Source organism: Staphylococcus sp. Ze2, assembly GCF_048568365.1.
In the GTDB taxonomy this organism is placed as follows: Bacteria; Bacillota; Bacilli; order Staphylococcales; family Staphylococcaceae; genus Staphylococcus; species Staphylococcus xylosus.
Genome location: NZ_CP183486.1, coordinates 2,220,160 through 2,240,064, shown reverse-complemented (window position 1 = coordinate 2,240,064; position 19,905 = coordinate 2,220,160). Strand labels below are relative to the sequence as shown.

18 protein-coding genes and 2 tRNA genes are annotated in these 19,905 nt (G+C 31.6%); 14 read left to right on the top strand and 6 right to left on the bottom strand.

The features are described 5' to 3' along the window. Positions 1-242 precede the first annotated feature (242 nt). The 3 genes from ACM591_RS10520 (at position 243) to ACM591_RS10510 (ending at position 5,460) form a co-directional block, all read left to right on the top strand. Positions 243-2,030 carry a S1C family serine protease gene (locus ACM591_RS10520; RefSeq protein WP_081224912.1) on the top strand — a complete coding sequence of 596 codons (1,788 nt, stop codon included), beginning with the start codon at positions 243-245 and terminating at the stop codon, positions 2,028-2,030. An 18-nt stretch (positions 2,031-2,048) separates the two neighbouring features. Continuing rightward, the gene (locus ACM591_RS10515; RefSeq protein ID WP_326025691.1) at positions 2,049-3,407 is read left to right on the top strand and encodes a TrkH family potassium uptake protein; all 1,359 of its coding nucleotides are present in this window, start codon (positions 2,049-2,051) and stop codon (positions 3,405-3,407) included. A 544-nt stretch (positions 3,408-3,951) separates the two neighbouring features. Continuing rightward, positions 3,952-5,460 carry a bifunctional metallophosphatase/5'-nucleotidase gene (locus ACM591_RS10510; protein WP_029379126.1) on the top strand — a complete coding sequence of 503 codons (1,509 nt, stop codon included), beginning with the start codon at positions 3,952-3,954 and terminating at the stop codon, positions 5,458-5,460. A gap of 66 nt (positions 5,461-5,526) precedes the next feature. On the opposite strand, the gene ACM591_RS10505 is transcribed toward ACM591_RS10510, so the two are convergent. Together ACM591_RS10505 and ACM591_RS10500 are read right to left on the bottom strand one after the other, a co-directional pair. Then, entirely contained in the window at positions 5,527-6,129 is a 603-nt protein-coding gene (locus ACM591_RS10505) for a type II CAAX prenyl endopeptidase Rce1 family protein (protein ID WP_029379125.1), read from the bottom strand. A 5-nt stretch (positions 6,130-6,134) separates the two neighbouring features. Continuing rightward, complete coding sequence (locus ACM591_RS10500) at positions 6,135-6,320, bottom strand: YkvS family protein (RefSeq protein WP_002483735.1); 186 nt, start codon at positions 6,318-6,320, stop codon at positions 6,135-6,137. Between the two features lie 199 nt (positions 6,321-6,519). On the opposite strand from ACM591_RS10500, the gene ACM591_RS10495 reads away from it, so the two are divergent. After that, positions 6,520-7,506, top strand: coding sequence for a lipoate--protein ligase (locus tag ACM591_RS10495; protein ID WP_029379124.1), 987 nt, complete (start codon positions 6,520-6,522; stop codon positions 7,504-7,506). Between the two features lie 99 nt (positions 7,507-7,605). On the opposite strand, the gene ACM591_RS10490 is transcribed toward ACM591_RS10495, so the two are convergent. Further along, positions 7,606-7,824, bottom strand: coding sequence for an IDEAL domain-containing protein (locus tag ACM591_RS10490; RefSeq protein WP_029379123.1), 219 nt, complete (start codon positions 7,822-7,824; stop codon positions 7,606-7,608). Between the two features lie 252 nt (positions 7,825-8,076). Here ACM591_RS10490 and ACM591_RS10485 point away from each other — a divergent pair, with 252 nt between their 5' ends. From ACM591_RS10485 to isaB, 4 genes are all read left to right on the top strand, one after another. Then, on the top strand, positions 8,077-8,640 hold the full coding sequence (locus ACM591_RS10485) for a competence protein ComK (protein ID WP_029379122.1): 564 nt from the start codon (positions 8,077-8,079) through the stop codon (positions 8,638-8,640). Between the two features lie 153 nt (positions 8,641-8,793). Then, positions 8,794-8,868 (top strand) — tRNA-Asn (locus tag ACM591_RS10480). Between the two features lie 2 nt (positions 8,869-8,870). Next, positions 8,871-8,959, top strand: a tRNA-Ser gene (locus tag ACM591_RS10475). Positions 8,960-9,920: 961 nt separating this feature from the next. Then, positions 9,921-10,412 (top strand): immunodominant staphylococcal antigen IsaB family protein, encoded by a 492-nt coding sequence (gene isaB / locus ACM591_RS10470; protein ID WP_058625864.1) that lies wholly within the window; start codon positions 9,921-9,923, stop codon positions 10,410-10,412. Between the two features lie 570 nt (positions 10,413-10,982). Here isaB and ACM591_RS10465 read toward each other — a convergent pair. After that, positions 10,983-11,195, bottom strand: a complete 213-nt coding sequence (locus ACM591_RS10465) for a TM2 domain-containing protein (protein ID WP_029379120.1) — start codon at positions 11,193-11,195, stop codon at positions 10,983-10,985. A 180-nt stretch (positions 11,196-11,375) separates the two neighbouring features. Between ACM591_RS10465 and ACM591_RS10460 the strand changes: the two genes are divergently transcribed. Beyond that, positions 11,376-11,945, top strand: coding sequence for a GNAT family N-acetyltransferase (locus ACM591_RS10460; RefSeq protein ID WP_029379119.1), 570 nt, complete (start codon positions 11,376-11,378; stop codon positions 11,943-11,945). Positions 11,946-12,018: 73 nt separating this feature from the next. On the opposite strand, the gene ACM591_RS10455 is transcribed toward ACM591_RS10460, so the two are convergent. Beyond that, the gene (locus ACM591_RS10455) at positions 12,019-12,957 is read right to left on the bottom strand and encodes a 1,4-dihydroxy-2-naphthoate polyprenyltransferase (RefSeq protein WP_029379118.1); all 939 of its coding nucleotides are present in this window, start codon (positions 12,955-12,957) and stop codon (positions 12,019-12,021) included. 186 nt (positions 12,958-13,143) lie between these two features. Between ACM591_RS10455 and ACM591_RS10450 the strand changes: the two genes are divergently transcribed. From ACM591_RS10450 to ACM591_RS10430, 5 genes are all read left to right on the top strand, one after another. Then, a complete protein-coding gene (locus tag ACM591_RS10450) occupies positions 13,144-14,496 on the top strand; it encodes an isochorismate synthase (RefSeq protein ID WP_081224913.1) in 1,353 nt (450 codons plus the stop codon). Then, positions 14,489-16,171 carry a 2-succinyl-5-enolpyruvyl-6-hydroxy-3-cyclohexene-1-carboxylic-acid synthase gene (gene menD, locus ACM591_RS10445; protein WP_081224914.1) on the top strand — a complete coding sequence of 561 codons (1,683 nt, stop codon included), beginning with the start codon at positions 14,489-14,491 and terminating at the stop codon, positions 16,169-16,171. The genes ACM591_RS10450 and menD overlap by 8 nt, the downstream gene beginning before the upstream one ends. Further along, positions 16,158-16,964 carry a 2-succinyl-6-hydroxy-2,4-cyclohexadiene-1-carboxylate synthase gene (gene menH / locus ACM591_RS10440; RefSeq protein ID WP_029379115.1) on the top strand — a complete coding sequence of 269 codons (807 nt, stop codon included), beginning with the start codon at positions 16,158-16,160 and terminating at the stop codon, positions 16,962-16,964. The genes menD and menH overlap by 14 nt, the downstream gene beginning before the upstream one ends. Then, the gene (gene menB / locus ACM591_RS10435) at positions 16,957-17,775 is read left to right on the top strand and encodes a 1,4-dihydroxy-2-naphthoyl-CoA synthase (RefSeq protein ID WP_029379114.1); all 819 of its coding nucleotides are present in this window, start codon (positions 16,957-16,959) and stop codon (positions 17,773-17,775) included. The genes menH and menB overlap by 8 nt, the downstream gene beginning before the upstream one ends. A 332-nt stretch (positions 17,776-18,107) precedes the next feature. Further along, entirely contained in the window at positions 18,108-18,566 is a 459-nt protein-coding gene (locus ACM591_RS10430; RefSeq protein ID WP_029379113.1) for a MarR family winged helix-turn-helix transcriptional regulator, read from the top strand. 164 nt (positions 18,567-18,730) lie between these two features. Here ACM591_RS10430 and ACM591_RS10425 read toward each other — a convergent pair whose 3' ends face one another. Further along, positions 18,731-19,894: an aminotransferase class I/II-fold pyridoxal phosphate-dependent enzyme gene (locus ACM591_RS10425; RefSeq protein ID WP_326025693.1), complete on the bottom strand. Its 1,164-nt coding sequence runs from the start codon at positions 19,892-19,894 to the stop codon at positions 18,731-18,733. Positions 19,895-19,905 lie beyond the last annotated feature (11 nt).

Sequence of the window (19,905 nt, the reverse complement as noted above, 5' to 3'; positions counted from 1 at the left end):
AACAAAATAGAGAGCTAACTTATTAAAATACTCTTTCTAAAGTGGACACTATAATAGTGGAAATTTTGGGAGGAGTTTTTTTATAATAATTTAAGCGTAAAGACATGTTAATGATAGAAATATATACTCAAAGTGCTTATAATCACATATATATAGTAATAAAATAAAAATAAAGCAGAAATATTTTATGTGATATGTCATAATGGAAGTTAATGAAACATGCAGTTTTAGGGGGAGTAATGGTGAAAGATAATAAAAAACATGTAATCCCAAAAGAAAAATACGGCCGTAAAAGACGCGAGTATTTTCATAATGAAGAACGGGAACAACGTGTACAATTTGAACGTAAAGCAAGAAAACAACGTGCAAAAAAAGCAGAAGAACTAGCTAAGAATAATGAAGAGCGTGTGAAAGAAAATTTGAGGAAAGCACGTATAGAGAAATTGACTCAGGAAGAGATTCAACAGCAACAACAAGTTATGAAAGCACGTAGCAATAATAATGGTGTTACAAGTAGCCAAAATCAAATTAATGAATCATCTAATGAAAATCAACAGAAAGAGACAAATGCTACAGTTAAATCAGCAAAACCATCTGATACATCTTTAAATGATAATATTACAGAAACTACAGATTATTCAAATGATAAAGTAAAACATAATAATGAAGCAAAATACGATCATTCAGAAAACAAAGATGAACCGAAAAATATACAAGACGACCATTTTTACTCTGAAGAAGCACAACAATCACGTGTAAATAACTATATAGAAGACGAAAATGAAAGTAAAACACAACTCAATATTGGTGTGAGCGATGAATCAAATTCTCATAGAAAAACGGCTTACCAACAAAATGATAAGCAACCACAGTCATTTATGGATAGAGTTAAGTACTTTTTTATGGAACAATGGGCACAAATATTAATTGTTGTTGCAGTTGTATTATTATTGATATTAATTCAAGCAATCTTTAATAATGTAGATAATAATGGAAACACAAAAGATCATGTATTTCAAAACAATAGTGATAAAGATAAGACTTATACTGCTACAATGAAAAGTGCAAATAGTGCGATTCATTCAGTTGTAACAGTAGAAAATGATACAAGTAATGAATCATCATCTGCAGAGAAAGAGACACAAGAAGCAGGTAAAGAAAACGAATTAGGTTCAGGTGTCGTCTACAAAAAAGTAGGCGACTCTATTTTTATTATGACAAACGCACATGTTGTTGGTGATAAAAAAGAACAAAAGATTACATACGGTAATAATGACTATTCAATAGGTAAAGTGATTGGTACAGATAGATTTTCAGATATTGCAGTCATCAAAGCGAAAGTGAAATCTGATAGCGACGTGAAAGCCATTAAAATGGGAGATTCAAGTACATTAGTACTAGGAGAACCTATTATTGTGGTAGGTAATCCTTTAGGGGTTGATTTTAAAGGTAGTGTCTCAGAAGGTATTGTATCTGGATTAAATCGACATGTGCCAGTAGATATTGATAAAGACGATAAATACGATGTATTAATGAGTGCTTTCCAGATGGATGCGCCTGTAAATCCAGGTAATTCTGGTGGAGGTGTAATTGATAAAAATGGTAAATTAGTTGGTATTGCATCACTAAAAATTGACATGGATAATGTTGAAGGTATTGCGTTTGCTATCCCAGTTAATGATGCGGAATCTATTGCGAAACAACTTGAAGCTAAAGGTGAAGTAATATATCCTAATACTGGTGTAGAATTGGCTAATATTGCAGATATTGATGATACGACAAGACAATCAATCAACTTACCTGATGATGTAAATAATGGGGTGTTGATTGGGAATGTCAAAGATGATTCTATTGGAGAAAAATCTGGGTTGCAAAAAAATGATGTAATAGTAGAATTAGATGGTAAAGAAGTAGAAGATAATCTTAGATATAGACAAATCATATTTAGTCATAAAGATGATTTAAAAACACTAACCGCAAAAGTATATAGAGATGGAAAAGTACAAGATATTAATATTAAATTGAAGTAGCGTTGGGGTGAATAAACGTTGTCCATTTTCAATCAATTATTTAAAAAATCAAGCCCTCAACAAGGTATTGTGATGTATTATATTATAGCAATTATTGTAGCGTTTTTATTGCTGAATTTACCTTTTGTTCATAAACCAGGTATAAAGGTAGATCCAATAGATTCATTATTTGTTGCTGTTTCTGGTGTAAGTGTTACTGGTCTTTCTCCTGTTAATATAGTCGAAACTTATACAACATTTGGTCAAATCATTATTATGATTATACTTAATATTGGTGGTATCGGCGTAATGGCGATAGGAACCATGTTATGGGTTGTATTAGGGAAACATATAGGTATGCGGGAACGCCAATTGATTATGCTAGATAATAACAAAGACACTATGAGTGGTACAGTTAAACTCATTTTGGATATTGTACGTACGATTTTAATTATTGAAGTAGTAGGTGCAGCACTTCTGGCTTTCTATTTCTATAGAGATACACCAGATTTACAATATGCTATTATGCAAGGATTCTTCGTTGCCGTGTCTGCAACCACAAATGGTGGTTTGGATATAACTGGTCAATCTTTAATACCGTATGCAAATGATTATTTTGTGCAAACGATTGTAATGTTTTTGATTATTTTAGGTTCAATTGGTTTTCCAGTTTTGATTGAAGTAAAGGCTTATATTAAAAATAGGATCCCAAATTTTAGGTTTTCATTATTTGCGAAGATCACAACCGTTACATATTTAGTTTTATTTGTATTCGGAGTGATTATGATTTTATTGCTAGAATATAATCATGCATTTCAAAATATGAGTTGGCATAAATCATTATTTTATGCGTTATTCCAATCGGCAACTACTAGAAGTGCTGGATTGCAGACCATTGATGTAAGCCATTTTGGTGAAGGTACAAATGTGGTTATGAGTATTTTAATGTTTATTGGTTCATCTCCGAGTTCAGTAGGTGGAGGAATCAGAACAACAACATTTGCCATTTTAATATTATTCCTATTTAACTTTAGAAATAATACAGAAAAATTATCAATTAAAGCATTTAATCGTGAAATTCATACTACAGATGTTCAACGTTCATTTGCAGTATTTACGATGGCAGGAATATTAACCTTTGCAAGTATGATTTTTATACTTGTTGTGGAGAATGGAAAAATAACATTTTTACAAGCATTTTTTGAAGTAATGTCAGCATTTGGTACATGCGGTTTATCTTTAGGGGTAACAGGTGATGTTAATGATATGTCAAAAACGGCACTTATGATATTGATGTTTATCGGTCGTGTTGGATTAATTAGTTTCATCATTATGATTGGTGGACGTCGTGAACCAGAAAAATATCATTATCCAAAAGAGCGTGTACAGATTGGTTAATCAAAGTGAGATAAGTAGCGTAATGAAATAACTATTGTATGAGCGTCCGGGGCATAGATATATGCTTCGGACCTTTTTTAGAGTCACTCTCAAAAAATTGAGCTAGTGACTCTTACGCATGAGCGAAAGCTCAGGTGAACGAACAATCACTCTCAAAAAATTGAGCTAGTGACTCTAACGCATGAGCGAAAGCTCAGGTGAACGAACAATCACTCTCAAAAAATTGAGCTAGTGACTCTAACGCATGAGCGAAAGCTCAGGTGAACGAACAATCACTCTCAAAAAATTGAGCTAGTGACTCTAACGCATGAGCGAAAGCTCAGGTGAACGAACGACCACTCTCAAAAAATTGAGCTAGTGACTCATAAGTAAAATTTTAAAAATTTAATACTAAATTGATATTGTTATTTGATATGTAAAATAGACCTTTTAGAAAATAAAGCTACTTAATTAAAATTAAACTATTTGAGGTTATAAAAATGGTATTTTAGTATCATGGTATTTTCAAAACATGTTAAACTGTGGTTAATGAGGAGAGAGGCATATGAAAAAAAGTGAAAAGATTGCAATAGACGTTATCACAACTTCAGATATGCATAGTTATTTTCTTAATGGAGATTATAGCTCAAATATTTATAGAGCAGGTACTTATGTTAAATCGATAAGAGAAGAAAACGACCACGTCATTCTATTAGATAGTGGCGGTAGTTTAGCAGGTTCTTTAGCAGCATTCTATTATGCGGTAGTTGCACCGTACAAACGTCATCCAATGATAAAATTGATGAATGCAATGAACTATGATGCAAGTGGTATTAGTCCAAATGAATTTAAATTTGGTTTGTCATTCTTTTCAAGAGCAGTGTCGCTATCTAGGTTTCCTTGGTTATCAGCAAATATTGAATATAAGCGTACACGGGAGCCTTATTTTTCTACGCCATATACTATTAAAGAAATTGAAGGCGTGAAGATTGCTATAGTAGGTTTAACTTCTGATGGATTAATGGAAAGAGAACATTTTGAAATGGAAAAAGATGTTCAAATTGAAAAAACTTTATTATCTTCTAAACGTTGGATTCGTTTTATACATGAAACAGAGAAACCAGAATTTCTTATAGTGATTTATCACGGTGGACTTAATCAGTTAAATAAGTCAGCTAATGAGCATGAACAGAATGTGAATGAAGCGGAAAAATTAATGCAGACATTAGGAGTTATAGATTTATTGATTACTGGACACCAACATCAAACGTTTATAGGTCAAAATGATAAAACGGTTTATGTTCAAGCAGGGCAAAATGCTGAACAGTTAATTCATGTGAAAATTAATTTTAAAAAGCGCACAACTTCATATGAATTAGAAGATATCCAATCTCAAATTATTGATTTGAATGAATATCATGAAGATAAGGATTTATTAAATTTAACTTTTTATGATAGGAAAACGGTTGAACATTGGAGTAAGGAAGTTTTAACGAACACAGATATTGACGCTAAAGTTGAGGGGTTAGGCGATGTTATCACAAAACCTCATAAGTTTACACAGCTCTTACATGATAGTATAAGATTAGCATTTGATTACGATATTTCATGTGTACATTTACCTATAAGCGGTGAAAAGGGATTGTCAGGTACAATTACGAATGAGGAACTATATAATGCGCACCCTCATCCTGATATTCCAATTGATTTAACGATTAAAGGTCAACAAATTAAAGATATTTTAGAATATTGTTATGGTCATATTGAGTTTAGCCAAGGAGAGCTTAGCCTAACTATTGTAGATGAGACACTTTGTACATTCTGGCAAGGTGTAGATTACATTATAGATATGAATGCCGAACCGTTTAACCGTGTTACTCTTAAAAATATTAGACTAGATCATATGTATCGTGTAAGTATGACAGATTACTGCTATAGAAATTATAGACAGTATTTAGAAGATGCTGTGATTCATGAAACTGGTGAAATCACAATGGTAGAGTTAATTTCGCGTAATTTAAAAAATCAAGACTATCAGATTCAACAAAAACAAACATTTGAGGTCATAAAATAAAAAACAGGGAGATTCATTTTATAATGAATCTCCCTGTTTTTAAAACAAATAATGCTTTTTTAAGGTTTATGCGTTAAATATTAATAAGATGACAACAGCTACAATTTGTGCAATAACCGTTGTGGCGATTCGACGTGTATAAAAATAACTTAATGAAAGTACGATTTGTACAATAAACACAAAGAATACAATCCATAAATTATCTAGGTAGTAAAATAAAGAAGCTGAACAAAATGCTGTAATTATAATACCTAACCAACTAGGTAAATTTAATTTTAGTAATTCTTTTTGTAATACAGTACGCATGTATAATTCATGGCAAGGTATTACAAAAACTAATGTAACTAGCATTTGCCATTTATAATACACACCTGTACGTGTTAGTTCTTTTATTAATTCAGCATATTTAATATCGGTAGCTATAGCTGCGATAATAAGTTGAATAACGATTAACACAATACCTGTAATGATACCTATACCTAAAGACGTCAGTAGCCGTTTAGACTCTATATCTCTTTGATAAAAAACATAACTAACACCTGCGATTAGCATGATGCCGGTATATAGATACCAATATTCTTGTTTTTCGCCCCACATAACATATAAGATAATGTGGAATACAAGAAAACTTACAATAAACCATATTAATGCCTTAGAAAGTCTATTCATTTTAACTATCCTTCTTGTTCAACGATTGTATACCGTTTATGATTAATGACAGTCTTTTCAGGCAAGTCTAGTTCTTCGAAGTTCTCCATAATTGTTAAATCAACAATTACTGAGTTGTCATTAATTTTTTCTACTCGACCCTTTAAGCCATCATAAAATTCTACGATATTTCCAACTTCTGCAACAGTCATTTTTAGTCCTCCCTAGAAATGCTAACTAGATAATATTATACAAAAAATCCTCTTACAAATAAACAAATAACCATTAAATTGCTTGATATAAGACAATTTATAAATTTTACTTTATTCTCAAAGTGAATGATTGGCAATTTTTGTGAAAATATAGCATAAATAAGGTAAGGGTATATAATATGGAAAAGGAGTGTAGTAAATGAAGTTTATTAGTAACAATAATATTACAGATCCAACGCTTAATTTAGCAATGGAGGAGTATGTATTAAAAAACATGCCTAAAGATGATAGTTATTTTTTATTTTATATAAATAGACCATCCATTATTATTGGCAAAAATCAAAATACTATTGAAGAAGTGAACCAATCATATATTGATGAACAAGGTATCGATGTTGTAAGACGTATATCTGGTGGGGGCGCAGTTTATCATGATACAGGGAATTTAAATTTTAGTTTTGTTACGGATGATGATGGCAATAGCTTCCATAATTTCCAAAAATTTACTGAACCAATTGTTGAAGCGTTGAAATCGCTTGGTGTTGATGCAAAATTAAGTGGAAGAAATGATATACAAGTTGGTGAAGCTAAAATATCAGGAAATGCTATGGTAAAAGTAAAAGATCGTATGTTTAGTCATGGTACTTTAATGTTGAATAGTGAACTAGATGAAGTTCAGAATGCTTTAAAAGTGAACCCAGCAAAAATTAAGTCTAAAGGTATTAAATCTGTAAGAAGTAGAGTTGCAAATATTTCTGAATTCTTAGATGAGCCAATAGATATAGATGAATTCAAAGAAATAATTCTAAAAAGTATTTTTGGCGAAACTCAAGTAGAAGAATATAAACTTACAGATGAAGATTGGCAAAAAATAGAAAAGCTAAGCAATGAAAAATATCGTACCTGGGAATGGAATTATGGAAGAAACCCGAAATATAACTTTGAAAGAGAAGAAAAATTTGAAAAAGGTTTCGTACAGATTAAATTAGATGTAAAGAAAGGACGTATTGAACACGCAAAAATTTTCGGTGATTTCTTTGGTGAAGGTGATATTACGGAATTAGAAAATGCGTTAGAAGGTACAATGCATGAATTTGATAGTATTGAAGAGGCGCTTTCAAATTATGATATTTATCATTATTTTGGAGATATCGATCGGCATGAACTAATTAGACTCATGTCATAAAACTTTAGATAAAAATAATTTTGAAAATGTAAAAGGTCTATTCACTAACTTAATTGATAAGTAGGGAATAGACCTTATTTTAAATAACAAGCCTTTAAATTAACCAACGAGGAATTCCTCCAAGTTTCTATATTCTTCAGTATAACGTTTGAAATCATTCTCGTTTTTATTTTTAAGCGCATTATCGATAAGTCGTTCCAACTCTTGCTTGCGAACATTGCGTAAAGATTCATCGATGATTAATTCAATACCTAAGTCGTTAATTGTTGATACAAATGATTCTAAAGTATTGTATTTTACATGTGTATTGTGTTTCATAAACGTCACAGCCTTTCTATCTTTATTTACATATAGTATACAAGGTTTTAATTTTTAAATCAATGAATATTCTGATTTTTCCGAAAAAATAGTGTTACATGCAAGTTTACTGAAAATGAGAAATCGAAAAAAGCATTATACTAAAAATTAATTGCAGGAAATTTATAAAAGTATTTATATTATTTATTGATTTTAAGATGTTGATGATATATTATTTGAGTATCACCAAAAGTTATGAAGGAGGTAACAACAATGATTCAACCATATATTATTAAAAAAGGTGATATGGTTTTACAACCATGCAATTTAGCTACTGGACATTATGAAGGTAGTTACTTGCTAAGGTATAAAGCCGACAGTCAAATTATTAAAGAACGAGTATCAAAAATAATCGACCGTTCATGTAGGTTTTATGGTAGCAGTTATGTATTTAAAAAAGAAGATACCATGCGTATTACAGGTATAAGCAGTAAGCCACCCATTCTATTCACTCCATTATTTCCCACTTATTTCTTTCCCACACACTCTGATCGTAAAGCAGATAATACCTGGATTAATATCCATTATGTACATAATATTAGACCACTTAAAGAAAAGAAATGTAAGGTTACTTTTGTAGATAATCAAAGTATTGTAGCTAACATTTCTGCTCATAGCATGCATCATCAATATTTAAATGGTATATATTATTATTACATGATGGATAGGGCAGCAAGAGTCGCTACATTTGATCCTGATTCGCCAATTGATTATACTAAACCACAATTAAATATATATGAAGCGTTGGCTAAATATTCGTTGTTTGAATCGAAATAGCAAAAATTAGTAAATAAAAAATGTAAAAAAGACATATGTGGAATATTATATTACTTTAGTGTAAATATTCCGCATATTTTTTTTGTATACCTCTTGAAAAATTAAAGATAGTTGATATAATAGTATTTGTGCTTGATTAAAGGCATTGATTATTCCACAGTAGCTCAGTGGTAGAGCTATCGGCTGTTAACCGATCGGTCGTAGGTTCGAGTCCTACCTGTGGAGCCATTGGAAACGTACTCAAGTTGGCTGAAGAGGCGCCCCTGCTAAGGGTGTAGGTCGTGAAAGCGGCGCGAGGGTTCGAATCCCTCCGTTTCCGTAAGAAAAGAACTCTCGTTAAATTGACGTAAATGAAGCGTTGGTTTAACGGGAGTTTTTTGTTTTGATGAGTTTATATTATTAATTGTTAAAAAGTTAAGGGAATATACTAATATGAGAGTTTTCGTATTAGTGGTAGGGTGTATATGGTGTCCCCCCTTAACCACCTGAAAGTATCTTTTCGTAGCCATCCTTTGGGATGGTTTTTTTGTATTTTAAAGACATTACTACTGTTTATTATATGCCAACGAGCATGTATTATATAACTATTGAAAGTGATTTTTACTAATATGATGAGTTTTTCTATTTAAAAATAAGGAGATTCCCTAATTTGGTTAATATAATTAATGTGATAAGCTATAGCAAGTGGACTTCAGACATCTACATATATCTGTTAAGTAGCAATATTACATTACTATAATGTTACGTTTTTGTTACTTGATATTACAAAAACAAAACAAACTAAAAGCTAATATAGGAGCTTTGGTTTGTTTTTTTATTTCTAAATTTTAAAAAATAGGGTGAAATTACTTATTTATTATAATTGTTATTGTATAAAAATAAAAAGGCTAAATCAGAGTGATTTCTGATTTAGCCTTTTTGAAATGAAAAGAACTAATTAGATTTGTTACTTAGAGATAGCATCAATAATAATATTAATGGTAGTGATAATAGCATTTAAGATATCTTTAAGTACGATAATCCCTAATTTATCAGTCATTACTATATATTGTGCTATGTTTTTATGGATTTTTAAGTTAAGATATTGATAATTTAAATAAAAGTAAATTTCACAACAATAAAATAAAGAAGTCTGTAAGTATTCAGTTTAAAAATTTATATTAGAAATTCTAAAATATTGTGATAAATATTATAAAAATAGTTGTAATATTTGTAATGCTATCGTAATATAATAGTGTGAGTTAAAGATTTAAAACAAAAACTGAGGAGGTAACTTTGAAATGAAGAAATTATCAAAAATTGTTTTAGCAAGTAGTATTGTTTTTGGGACTGTCTTAGGTGCTAATGTTGTAAATGGAGAAGGTATAGAGAAGCAAGCAGAAGCTGCACAAACACCATGGTATAATTATAACGGTTACACAGCTCCAAGTAGTAATTTTGTATTAGATAAGAATTTTAAAACAGCATTGAAATACGATAATGTAAAGATTAATGGTTATAAACTTACTAGCAATAAGTCAGACGCATCTAATGAAGTAAAAGTGTATGATCAAATTTTTTACAAAGTGAGTAATCATAAAGCAGATCAAGTCGCATTTAACCTAGATGGACGAACTGTAACGCCACAAAAATTAATAAATGTTTATGGTCAACCAGTAGAGAAACCCGTTGAAACTGCTGTAGGTAAAGTTTATAAATATAAAGTAGGCAATAAAACTGTTCAATTTTTTGTAGATAAAGGACACGTATATAGAGCGCAAATTAATAGTTAAAAACTACTCTATTAGTGTTTTTTATTGTAGTAAGCTTCTTTAAATAGTAAATCGAGGTGCTGATAGGTCTCTGTTTTACTTAATGACAAACATTTTTTAGTACATGTCTTAGAACTTTTATATAAATATTAAACTCCTCTAAGGGTAGTTACTTCAAATGCAAAAGTAAACTACCTTTAGAGGAGTATTTTAATTCAAAAAAGTAATGATTGTTTATATGGCGATTTTAGGATTAATTTTATGAGAGACTTATTACACGCAAATTAAAGAAGGGAGTGAGACTTTAAATAATGTCTCACTCCCTTCTATTTTGATAATTTGTATACTGCACTTTTATTAAGTGGCTAATTATATAATGAGATAGTTTTTATTTTTTACTTATTAGATTTCTAATCGCTCTAACAATATAGCCTACAGCTAATGCTCTAAATATGCGTTGAATTATATTTTTCATTTTAAACCTCCTAAGTTACAATTCGAAATTTTAATTTGGATTATATTTTCTTTACCCTGTTCTAAGTGAAATATAGATGTTTTTGTAAATTTATGAATTATTTTCTACAATGCGTATTATTTTTCAAAAGTAATTAAACCATCTTCATCAGCCTTATGAAAGAAAATAGTAATAATTCCACTTATTATTGCAATAATATATGGAATCCCCGTCCAGAAGAAAATGAGATGGATAATGCCTTGTAAAAGTTGATTAGAGTAAAACTTATGGATTCCGCACCAACCTAATATGAATGCGAGTACAACATAGATTACTTTGTTTACTTTCATGTGCCCATATCCTTTCGTATTAAATTAATTGCTTTAATTATCTCTTAAATCTAAGTTTACAACAATAAAAAACTATTGTTCCTATAAAAATCAGTATGTAGTATCATGATTACTTCGAATTTTTCAGTTGATTCGTATATAATAGAATCAAAGAACTTATGAATAAGGGGAGCGTTACTGATGATTAGAAAAGCAAAACCAAGTGATACACCGAAAATTGCTGAACTATGTTATATCATTTGGAGTGAACTTGATATACAAATGGTTGAAGATATAGATAAATCACGACTGCTTAAAATTATGGAACAGAGTATGATTGAAGTACCTTATAGAGGACATTATAGTAACACGTGGGTCTATGAAATAGAAGGCGAGGTAGCTGGTTGCTTAATCGCATATCCTGGGGACAAAGAAATTGCGCTTGAACAGGCATGGTTGGATATGGATCTAGATGATGATATTCGTGCATACGGAACTCCTATGCCGATGAAAGAAGCGAATGATGATGAATGGTATATCGAAACTGTTGCGACTTTCCCTCAATATCGCGGTCGAGGTGTAGCAACGCAGTTAGTACAACATGTTATAGAGGCATACAGTGATAAAAAGTGGAGTTTAAATTGTGATGTTCATAATGATGGGGCACTTTACGTTTATAAAAAACTAGGATTCCAAATTGTTAGCGAGTTTGACTTATATGGTCATATGCATTATCACATGATCTTACCAATCAGTGATAAAAAACAATAAAAAATCGACCTTCATTTAATGAAGGTCGATAATAAAGTATATTTAATAGGGATTTAACATAAAACGTACTTTATTAAATACCGCCTAATATTGCACTGATATAAATACCTAGCGCATATAATAAACCGAAGAACGTGTTAGTTTTACCAGTTGCGGCCATGGCAGGCATCATTGTTTGTGGTGTGTCATTTTTCTTGAACCTACGCACTGCTTTAATAGGCATAGGGAATGATAACAATGCTAGTAAATAAAAGATTGAACCACCAGGTTGGAAGAAAGTGATATATATAACTAGTATATAAGCGACAATATACATTAGTGCTAAGAAACGAATAGAATTATTTTTGCCAAGTAAGATAGGTAGCGTTTTACGACCACTTTCTTTATCTTTAACACGGTCACGGATATTGTTCGCCATATTAATTAACCCGATAGTAATAACGATTGGGATGCTTATCCAAACAACTAAGCTTTGTAAATTACCTGTTTGAATGAAAAAAGAAATTAAAATGATAATCATACCCATGAATACGCCTGAAAATAATTCGCCAAAAGGAGTCCATGAAATGGGGAATGGACCACCAGTATATAAATATCCAACAGCCATGCACACAAGACCAATAGGTAATAACCAAAATGAACTTTGTATGGCAATAAATATGCCTAGTATTGCAGCTATGATATAAAATGCAATGGCTAAGTTCAAGACTAACTTAGGACTCATGCCATTTCTAACGATTGCACCACCAATACCTACAGAAGTGTGATCGTCGAGTCCTTTCTTAAAATCATAATATTCATTAAACATATTTGTTGCAGCTTGAATGAGTAAGCATGCGATTAACATTGCTAGAAAAACACTAAGATTTAGTTGGTTTTCACTACCAAGGATAAAGATTTTTGAAGTAGCAGTACCGACAAGTACAGGCACCACTGCAGCAGTTAAAGTATGTGGTCGCATTAACTGCCAGTATTTTTTGACAGTAGAATATTGTTGATATTGAGATGCCATAATGATTTACCTCGTATTCTTTTAATTTATAATATTTTTTATCAAATATATTTTAATGGAAGAAGTTAGAAAGGTCAAATTACGTAAAAATGTATGAATGAAATAAGCTAGAAACCATACACACATTGTGAAAAGTGGTACAATATCATAATGAGTACAAACTGATAAATGAAAGAAGTGAAATAGATGACTTTTGACGTCAAGGAAAGTGAAATTGTCGAAGCGGTATACGAAAGTAATCATACTTGGGTCTCTGTAGAAGCAAAATTGAATTATGAATTAGATCCTACAATATTATTTCATATAACGGAAGATTGTGCGGGAGACCGTTTTTATTTTAAGAAAAATGACAACGAAACTTCATTCTTTGGCTATCATGCTATTACAAGATTTAAAAATGATTTTGAAAATAAACAATCTATTTTCCGTGAATGGGAAAAATATAAAAATGACATTGAATTAATTCATCCAAATTCTGATAAACATCATTTGAAAATATGTGGAGGCTTCCAGTTCTCTACGCATAAATCTGGTGATGAATGGCGCGAATTTGGTATTAATCATTTTATCTTACCTGAAGTATTAGTAACAATGGAGCAAGGATATACCTATATAACTTATACAGTGAAAGCAGATCAATTTGAAATTGGTACGTTTGTATCGATTATAGATAAATTAACTCAAACAAATATTTATCCTGACTTTGAAATAGGGGATATTAAGCGTATTGAAGACATATATAAAGATGAGTGGCGTGATTTAGTAAAAGATACGATTGACATATTAGATGAAAATAAAAAAATTGTATTAGCGAGAAAACGTTTAATAATCTTTGATAAACAGATTAAAATACCTTATATTTTGAAAAAGGCTTCTCAAGGAGAACATAATAGTTATTTATTTATTTTAGAGTCACAAGATAGTGTTTTCTTTTCACAGACACCAGAACAATTAATGGAAATAAATGATGAAATACTATCGACGAAAGCAGTGGCGGGGACGATAAAACGCACACATCAAGGTGAATTAGATAATGAAAATATCCAAGCTTTTTTAAATGATGAAAAGAATTTGAATGAACATCGCTTTGTTGTTGAAAGTATATTAAATGATATATCACCTTATGTAGAAGACGTTGCTTATAACGAAGAACCACAAATATTAACAAATGACCATTTATATCATTTATATACAAAAATAAAAGGTCAATTAAAATATGAATCTTATATAGGCTTATTGGATAATCTGCACCCGACACCAGCATTAGGAGGTTATCCGAAAGTTGAAGCATTAGAATATATTGAACAAAATGAATTCGGTACACGCGGACTTTATGGCGCACCAGTCGGTTATATTGATATGTATGACAACTGTGAGTTTATTGTGGCAATTCGTTCGATGTTGATTAAAAACAACCAAGCCACATTGTATGCCGGCTGTGGTATTGTGAGTGATTCTGATGCAGATAGTGAAGTAGAAGAGACGGCAGTTAAATTTAACCCTATGATGAAAGCTTTAGGAGTCGAGGAATATGAATAATCATACAGATGCACTAACGAAACAAGTATTTACTTTTGTTTCAGAATTATATGCTTATGGCATAAGAGAAGTAGTAATAAGCCCAGGTTCACGGTCAACACCATTGGCAATTGCAGTTGAGGCACATCCTAAATTAAAATCTTGGATTCATCCAGATGAAAGAAGTGCTGCGTTTTTTGCTATGGGATTAATGAAAGGAAGCGAACGTCCAGTTGCTATTCTGTGTACCTCAGGTAGCGCTGCTGCAAACTATACACCCGCTGTTTCAGAGAGTAGTTTAAGTCATTTACCTTTAGTAGTGCTTACAAGTGATCGCCCACATGAACTCCGAAATATTGGTGCGCCTCAAGCGATCAACCAAACGAATATGTTTCAAAATTATGTGCAATATCAATTTGATTTTCCAATAGTTGATACGAATGAAGCGGAAGATTTTATGACGAAAACCGTCAAATTCCAACTGCAAAAAGCGAGTCAATTTTTATATGGACCGCATCGTGGTCCAATTCATTTAAATTTACCATTCAGAGAACCATTAATTCCAAATATGGAGAAGGTTGAATGGTTAACATCAGATATGAAAATCTTACCACATTATCAAAAAACAACTAGTTTAAATGAAATTAGTTCGATTATTAAAAAGAGTAAGGGCTTGATTATCGTTGGAGACATGCAACATCAAGATATTGATCAAGTGCTAACTTTTTCAACGATACATGATGTACCAATATTAGCTGATCCATTGAGTCAACTAAGACGTGAACATCATCCTAATGTTGTGACGAGCTATGACTTATTATTTAGAGCAGGGTTACAGTTAGATATTGATTTTATTATTAGAGTTGGTAAACCAGTTGTTTCTAAAAAATTAAATCAATGGTTAAAAGAAACAGAAGCATTTCAAATTTTAATTCAAAATAATGATAAACCGGATGCATTTCCAATCACACCACATGTTTCCTATGAAATGTCAGCCAATGATTTCTTTAGACAATTGTCAGAAACGCCAATTGTCGAACGTAAGCGTTGGTTAGAGAAATGGCAGACATTAGAGAAACATGCTATTGTTGAGATTAGAGATTATGTAAGAACGGCAACAGATGAAGCTGCATACGTCGCGAATGTATTAGACAAATTAACAACTTCAGATGCCTTGTTTGTTAGTAATAGTATGCCAATCCGTGATGTTGATAATCTCTTTATCGATTGTGATGCGGAAGTATTTGCGAACCGCGGCGCAAACGGTATCGATGGGGTAATATCAACAGCATTAGGCATGGCAGTTCATAAAAAAGTAACTCTATTAATAGGAGATTTAGCGTTTTATCACGATATGAATGGCTTATTAATGTCTAAATTGAATGATATTAATTTAAATATTGTTCTACTCAATAATGATGGTGGTGGCATTTTTTCATATTTACCTCAAAAGGAATCAGCTGAAGATTATTTTGAACGCTTGTTTGGTACACCAACAGGACTTAATTTTGAACATACAGCTTTGCTATATGATTTTGCATTTGATAGATATGAATCAATCGAAGCGTTTAAATATGCTGATTTATCAAAATTTGGTGCACATATTTACGAAATAATTACACAACGTGAAGAAAATAAACAACAGCATCTAAAACTCTATAAAAAGTTGAGTGATATTGTTAATGTTAAATTATAAATTTTATCAATCAAAATGCGATACAGATGAATTATTGGTTATGTTACATGGGTTTATCAGTGACCAACAGGCTTTTAGTAAACATGTGCATGTCTTGCAAGAAAAGTTGAATATTTTAACTGTAGATTTACCTGGACACGGCCAAGATGACTCAGATATAAATCAAACATGGAATTTCCCATTTATTACAGACCAGTTAGATGAGCTATTAAAAACATTCCAAAGCTATCAATTGTTTTTACACGGTTATTCAATGGGTGGTAGAATTGCATTGTATTATGGAATTGAAGGGCAAGTCGCTTTAGCAGGATTGATTATAGAAAGTACATCACCAGGAATTAAAGAATTAGAAGACCGTAATGAAAGGCAATTGGTTGATCAGGCTAGAGCTAAAGTACTAGAAATTGCAGGTTTAGAAATTTTTGTTAATGATTGGGAAAAGTTACCGCTTTTCTATACACAGCATGAATTAGATAAATCTATTAAGAAAGAAATACGTGATATGCGCTTACGTCAAAATCCATTGCGTTTAGCGAAGGCATTGCGTGATTACGGTACTGGACAAATGCCTAATTTATGGCCAAAGTTAAAGGAAATTAAAGTACCGACTTGTATTATAGTAGGTGTTCTAGATGGTAAATTCTGTAAGATTGCTAAACAAATGGAAACTATGATTCATAACTCGGAGTTAAATGAAGTAGAACAAAGTGGTCATACAGTACATGTGGAAGAATTTGCAGAATTTGATAGAATAGTATTAGGTTTTATTCATAAGGAGGAGCAAAATGACTAGACAGTGGGAAACAATTAAAGAATATAAAGAAATTAAATATGAAATATATGACGGTATTGCAAAAGTAACGATTAATCGTCCTGAGGTTCGTAACGCATTTACACCAAATACAGTACAAGAAATGATAGACGCGTTTACAAGAGCGCGTGATGACCAACGTGTTTCTGTTATTATCTTAACTGGTGAAGGGGACAAAGCATTTTGTTCAGGAGGGGATCAAAAAGTACGTGGCCACGGTGGTTACGTAGGCGATGATCAAATTCCTCGTTTAAATGTATTAGACTTACAAAGACTTATCCGTGTTATTCCTAAACCTGTAGTTGCAATGGTGAGAGGTTATTCAATCGGCGGAGGGCATGTACTTAGCGTCGTTTGTGACTTAACAATCGCAGCAGACAATGCAATCTTTGGCCAAACTGGCCCTAAAGTTGGATCATTTGATGCTGGTTACGGTTCAGGTTATTTAGCTCGTATAGTAGGACACAAAAAAGCTCGCGAGATTTGGTACTTATGTCGTCAATATGATGCTCAACAAGCTTTAGACATGGGCTTAGTAAATACTGTCGTTCCATTAGATCAAGTTGAAGATGAAACAGTACAATGGTGTCAAGAAATGAAACAACATTCACCAACGGCTTTAAGATTCTTGAAAGCAGCTATGAATGCAGACACTGATGGTTTAGCTGGACTTCAACAAATGGCTGGTGATGCTACTTTACTTTACTATACAACAGATGAAGCAAAAGAAGGCAGAGATGCGTTTAAAGAAAAACGCGATCCAGACTTTGACCAATTTCCAAAATTCCCATAGAATTTGAATGAAAAGTAATACTAAAAATCAATAATGAGATTCCGATTAACTAGGTGAGGCTATCCCTCACCTAGTTTTTTTGTAAAAAAGGTAAAACGATACATATTATTAAGAAAAGTGATATAAGTTAAAAATTTATTTACTATTAACTTTATCAACGTAACATGATAAGAGATACAAAAAATTATAGATAAGTTAATATAAATCTAATCTCTCTCTAATATATAGTGTTAAATTTTTAATGTGAAAACTTTTTTACACTTAATTATTGTATTTGACTAAAATTAAAACCTAGATTAATATTATAATTGAGAAGGGATAAGGAGGAAAATATGACAACAGATATGTATGATCAAATGAGAAAAGAAATGTGTTACTTGTTTTATATAACAAGCAAAGATATTGTAAATAGATTTAATAAGTATTTGAAACGATATGATATAAGTTTTCCTAACTATATTGTTTTGCTGTATATTGAAAACGAAATTCCAGTATACATAAAAACGTTGTGTGATGAATTGTACTTAGATTCAGGAACAATTAGTCCAATCATTAAAAGGCTAGAGAAAAAAGAATTGATTCGTCGTCTTAGAACAGAAGATGATGAACGCAGAGTGAAAGTAATGTTAACTACAAAAGGGATAAAGTTAAAGGAAGAATTTTCTAAAATTTCAGAAGAAGTGATTCAGCAATTTGATATGGAGAAAGAAGATTCATTAGCTTATTATCGAATATTAAGAACGTTTGCTGAGAAAAATATCTATACTAAAGATGAGAGTGAGCAACTTTAGAAATGAAAGTTATATTTAATAAGTACAACAAAGTAAATTAATAATTATATCGATTTAAAAATGAAAACACCAACATCAATGTTGAAGTTTATCTACACCAGATCAATTATTAAAAAGAAATTTCAAGGGCATATTTCAAACTTACATTTAGTTGGTGGTTTTTGTTATGAATTATAATTTAGGGCTAAATATTGTTCCAGTCTTCTCATAGCTTCTTTTAATGCATCAAGTTCATATGCATAAGAAATACGTACGTGTCCTTTACCAAGATCGGTAAAAGCAGAACCAGGAACAATAGCGATATGTGCATTTTCTAATACATCTACACAAAAGTCGAAGTCATTGTCAGTAAAATTCTTGATACTAGGAAAAATATAGAATGCACCTTCAGGTTTAGCATTTAGTTCAAATCCCATTGACTCTAATTTATTAATCAAAAAGTCCCGTCGCTCAATATAGGCTTCATTCATGTATTGCGGCGCTTCTAAACCTTCATTTAAAGCTGCGATACATGCAATTTGAGCAGGAACATTGGCGCAAATACAGTTATAAGCATGCATAAAAGTTAATTTTTCAATTAAATACTCTGGTCCAATTAAAAAACCAATGCGTATGCCAGTAGCAGAATGAGATTTACTTAATCCGCCAACAAGTAATAATTGATCGCGAATTACTTCAAATTCGGCAAAAGAAGTATGTTTACCAGTGAAAGTATTTTCAGCATAGATTTCATCACTAATAATAAAAATCTCTTTATCTTTCAATATATTAGCAATAGCTTGTACTTCATTGTAAGACAATATTACACCAGTTGGATTAGTAGGATAGTTTAGTAGTATCGCTTTGGTGTTTTTGGTTATATGTTTTTCAAGTGCTTCAGGTGTTACTTTGTAGTCAGATATTGTCGTGTCAATATAAACTGGTATACCACCAAGTGTCTTGATGAGTGGAATGTAGCCAGCATATACTGGACCAGGAACTAATATTTCATCTCCTTCATCTATGATACTTCTTAAAGCAGTATCTAAGGCTTCACTGGCACCATTAGTGATAATGATTTCTTCTGAATTATATGTAAAGCCATAGCGTTGCTCAAAATATTGGCTCACAGCATGCCTTGTTTCAATTAATCCTTTATTATGTGAATATTTCGTTTGATCTTCATTAATAGCATTTATGTAAGCAGCTTTAACTTCTTTAGGCATAGGGAAGTCCGGCTGACCTATAGTTAGGTTAATACAATCTTCAATTCCTTTAATGCGATTTGAAAATTGACGGATGCTAGGGGCTGTTAAATGTTTAGAATTGTTATTTAATGAAAGTTGCATTATATTTTCAC

Excerpts from the sequence above, each read along its gene's own strand:
- ACM591_RS10510 (WP_029379126.1), top strand. The coding sequence starts at position 3,952 with ATGAAAAAAAGTGAAAAGATTGCAATAGACGTTATCACAACTTCAGAT.
- ACM591_RS10505 (WP_029379125.1), bottom strand. The coding sequence starts at position 6,129 with ATGAATAGACTTTCTAAGGCATTAATATGGTTTATTGTAAGTTTTCTT.
- ACM591_RS10500 (WP_002483735.1), bottom strand. The coding sequence starts at position 6,320 with ATGACTGTTGCAGAAGTTGGAAATATCGTAGAATTTTATGATGGCTTA.
- ACM591_RS10495 (WP_029379124.1), top strand. The coding sequence starts at position 6,520 with ATGAAGTTTATTAGTAACAATAATATTACAGATCCAACGCTTAATTTA.
- ACM591_RS10490 (WP_029379123.1), bottom strand. The coding sequence starts at position 7,824 with ATGAAACACAATACACATGTAAAATACAATACTTTAGAATCATTTGTA.
- ACM591_RS10485 (WP_029379122.1), top strand. The coding sequence starts at position 8,077 with ATGATTCAACCATATATTATTAAAAAAGGTGATATGGTTTTACAACCA.
- isaB (WP_058625864.1), top strand. The coding sequence starts at position 9,921 with ATGAAGAAATTATCAAAAATTGTTTTAGCAAGTAGTATTGTTTTTGGG.
- ACM591_RS10465 (WP_029379120.1), bottom strand. The coding sequence starts at position 11,195 with ATGAAAGTAAACAAAGTAATCTATGTTGTACTCGCATTCATATTAGGT.
- ACM591_RS10460 (WP_029379119.1), top strand. The coding sequence starts at position 11,376 with ATGATTAGAAAAGCAAAACCAAGTGATACACCGAAAATTGCTGAACTA.
- ACM591_RS10455 (WP_029379118.1), bottom strand. The coding sequence starts at position 12,957 with ATGGCATCTCAATATCAACAATATTCTACTGTCAAAAAATACTGGCAG.
- ACM591_RS10450 (WP_081224913.1), top strand. The coding sequence starts at position 13,144 with ATGACTTTTGACGTCAAGGAAAGTGAAATTGTCGAAGCGGTATACGAA.
- menD (WP_081224914.1), top strand. The coding sequence starts at position 14,489 with ATGAATAATCATACAGATGCACTAACGAAACAAGTATTTACTTTTGTT.
- menH (WP_029379115.1), top strand. The coding sequence starts at position 16,158 with ATGTTAAATTATAAATTTTATCAATCAAAATGCGATACAGATGAATTA.
- menB (WP_029379114.1), top strand. The coding sequence starts at position 16,957 with ATGACTAGACAGTGGGAAACAATTAAAGAATATAAAGAAATTAAATAT.
- ACM591_RS10430 (WP_029379113.1), top strand. The coding sequence starts at position 18,108 with ATGACAACAGATATGTATGATCAAATGAGAAAAGAAATGTGTTACTTG.
- ACM591_RS10425 (WP_326025693.1), bottom strand. The coding sequence starts at position 19,894 with ATGCAACTTTCATTAAATAACAATTCTAAACATTTAACAGCCCCTAGC.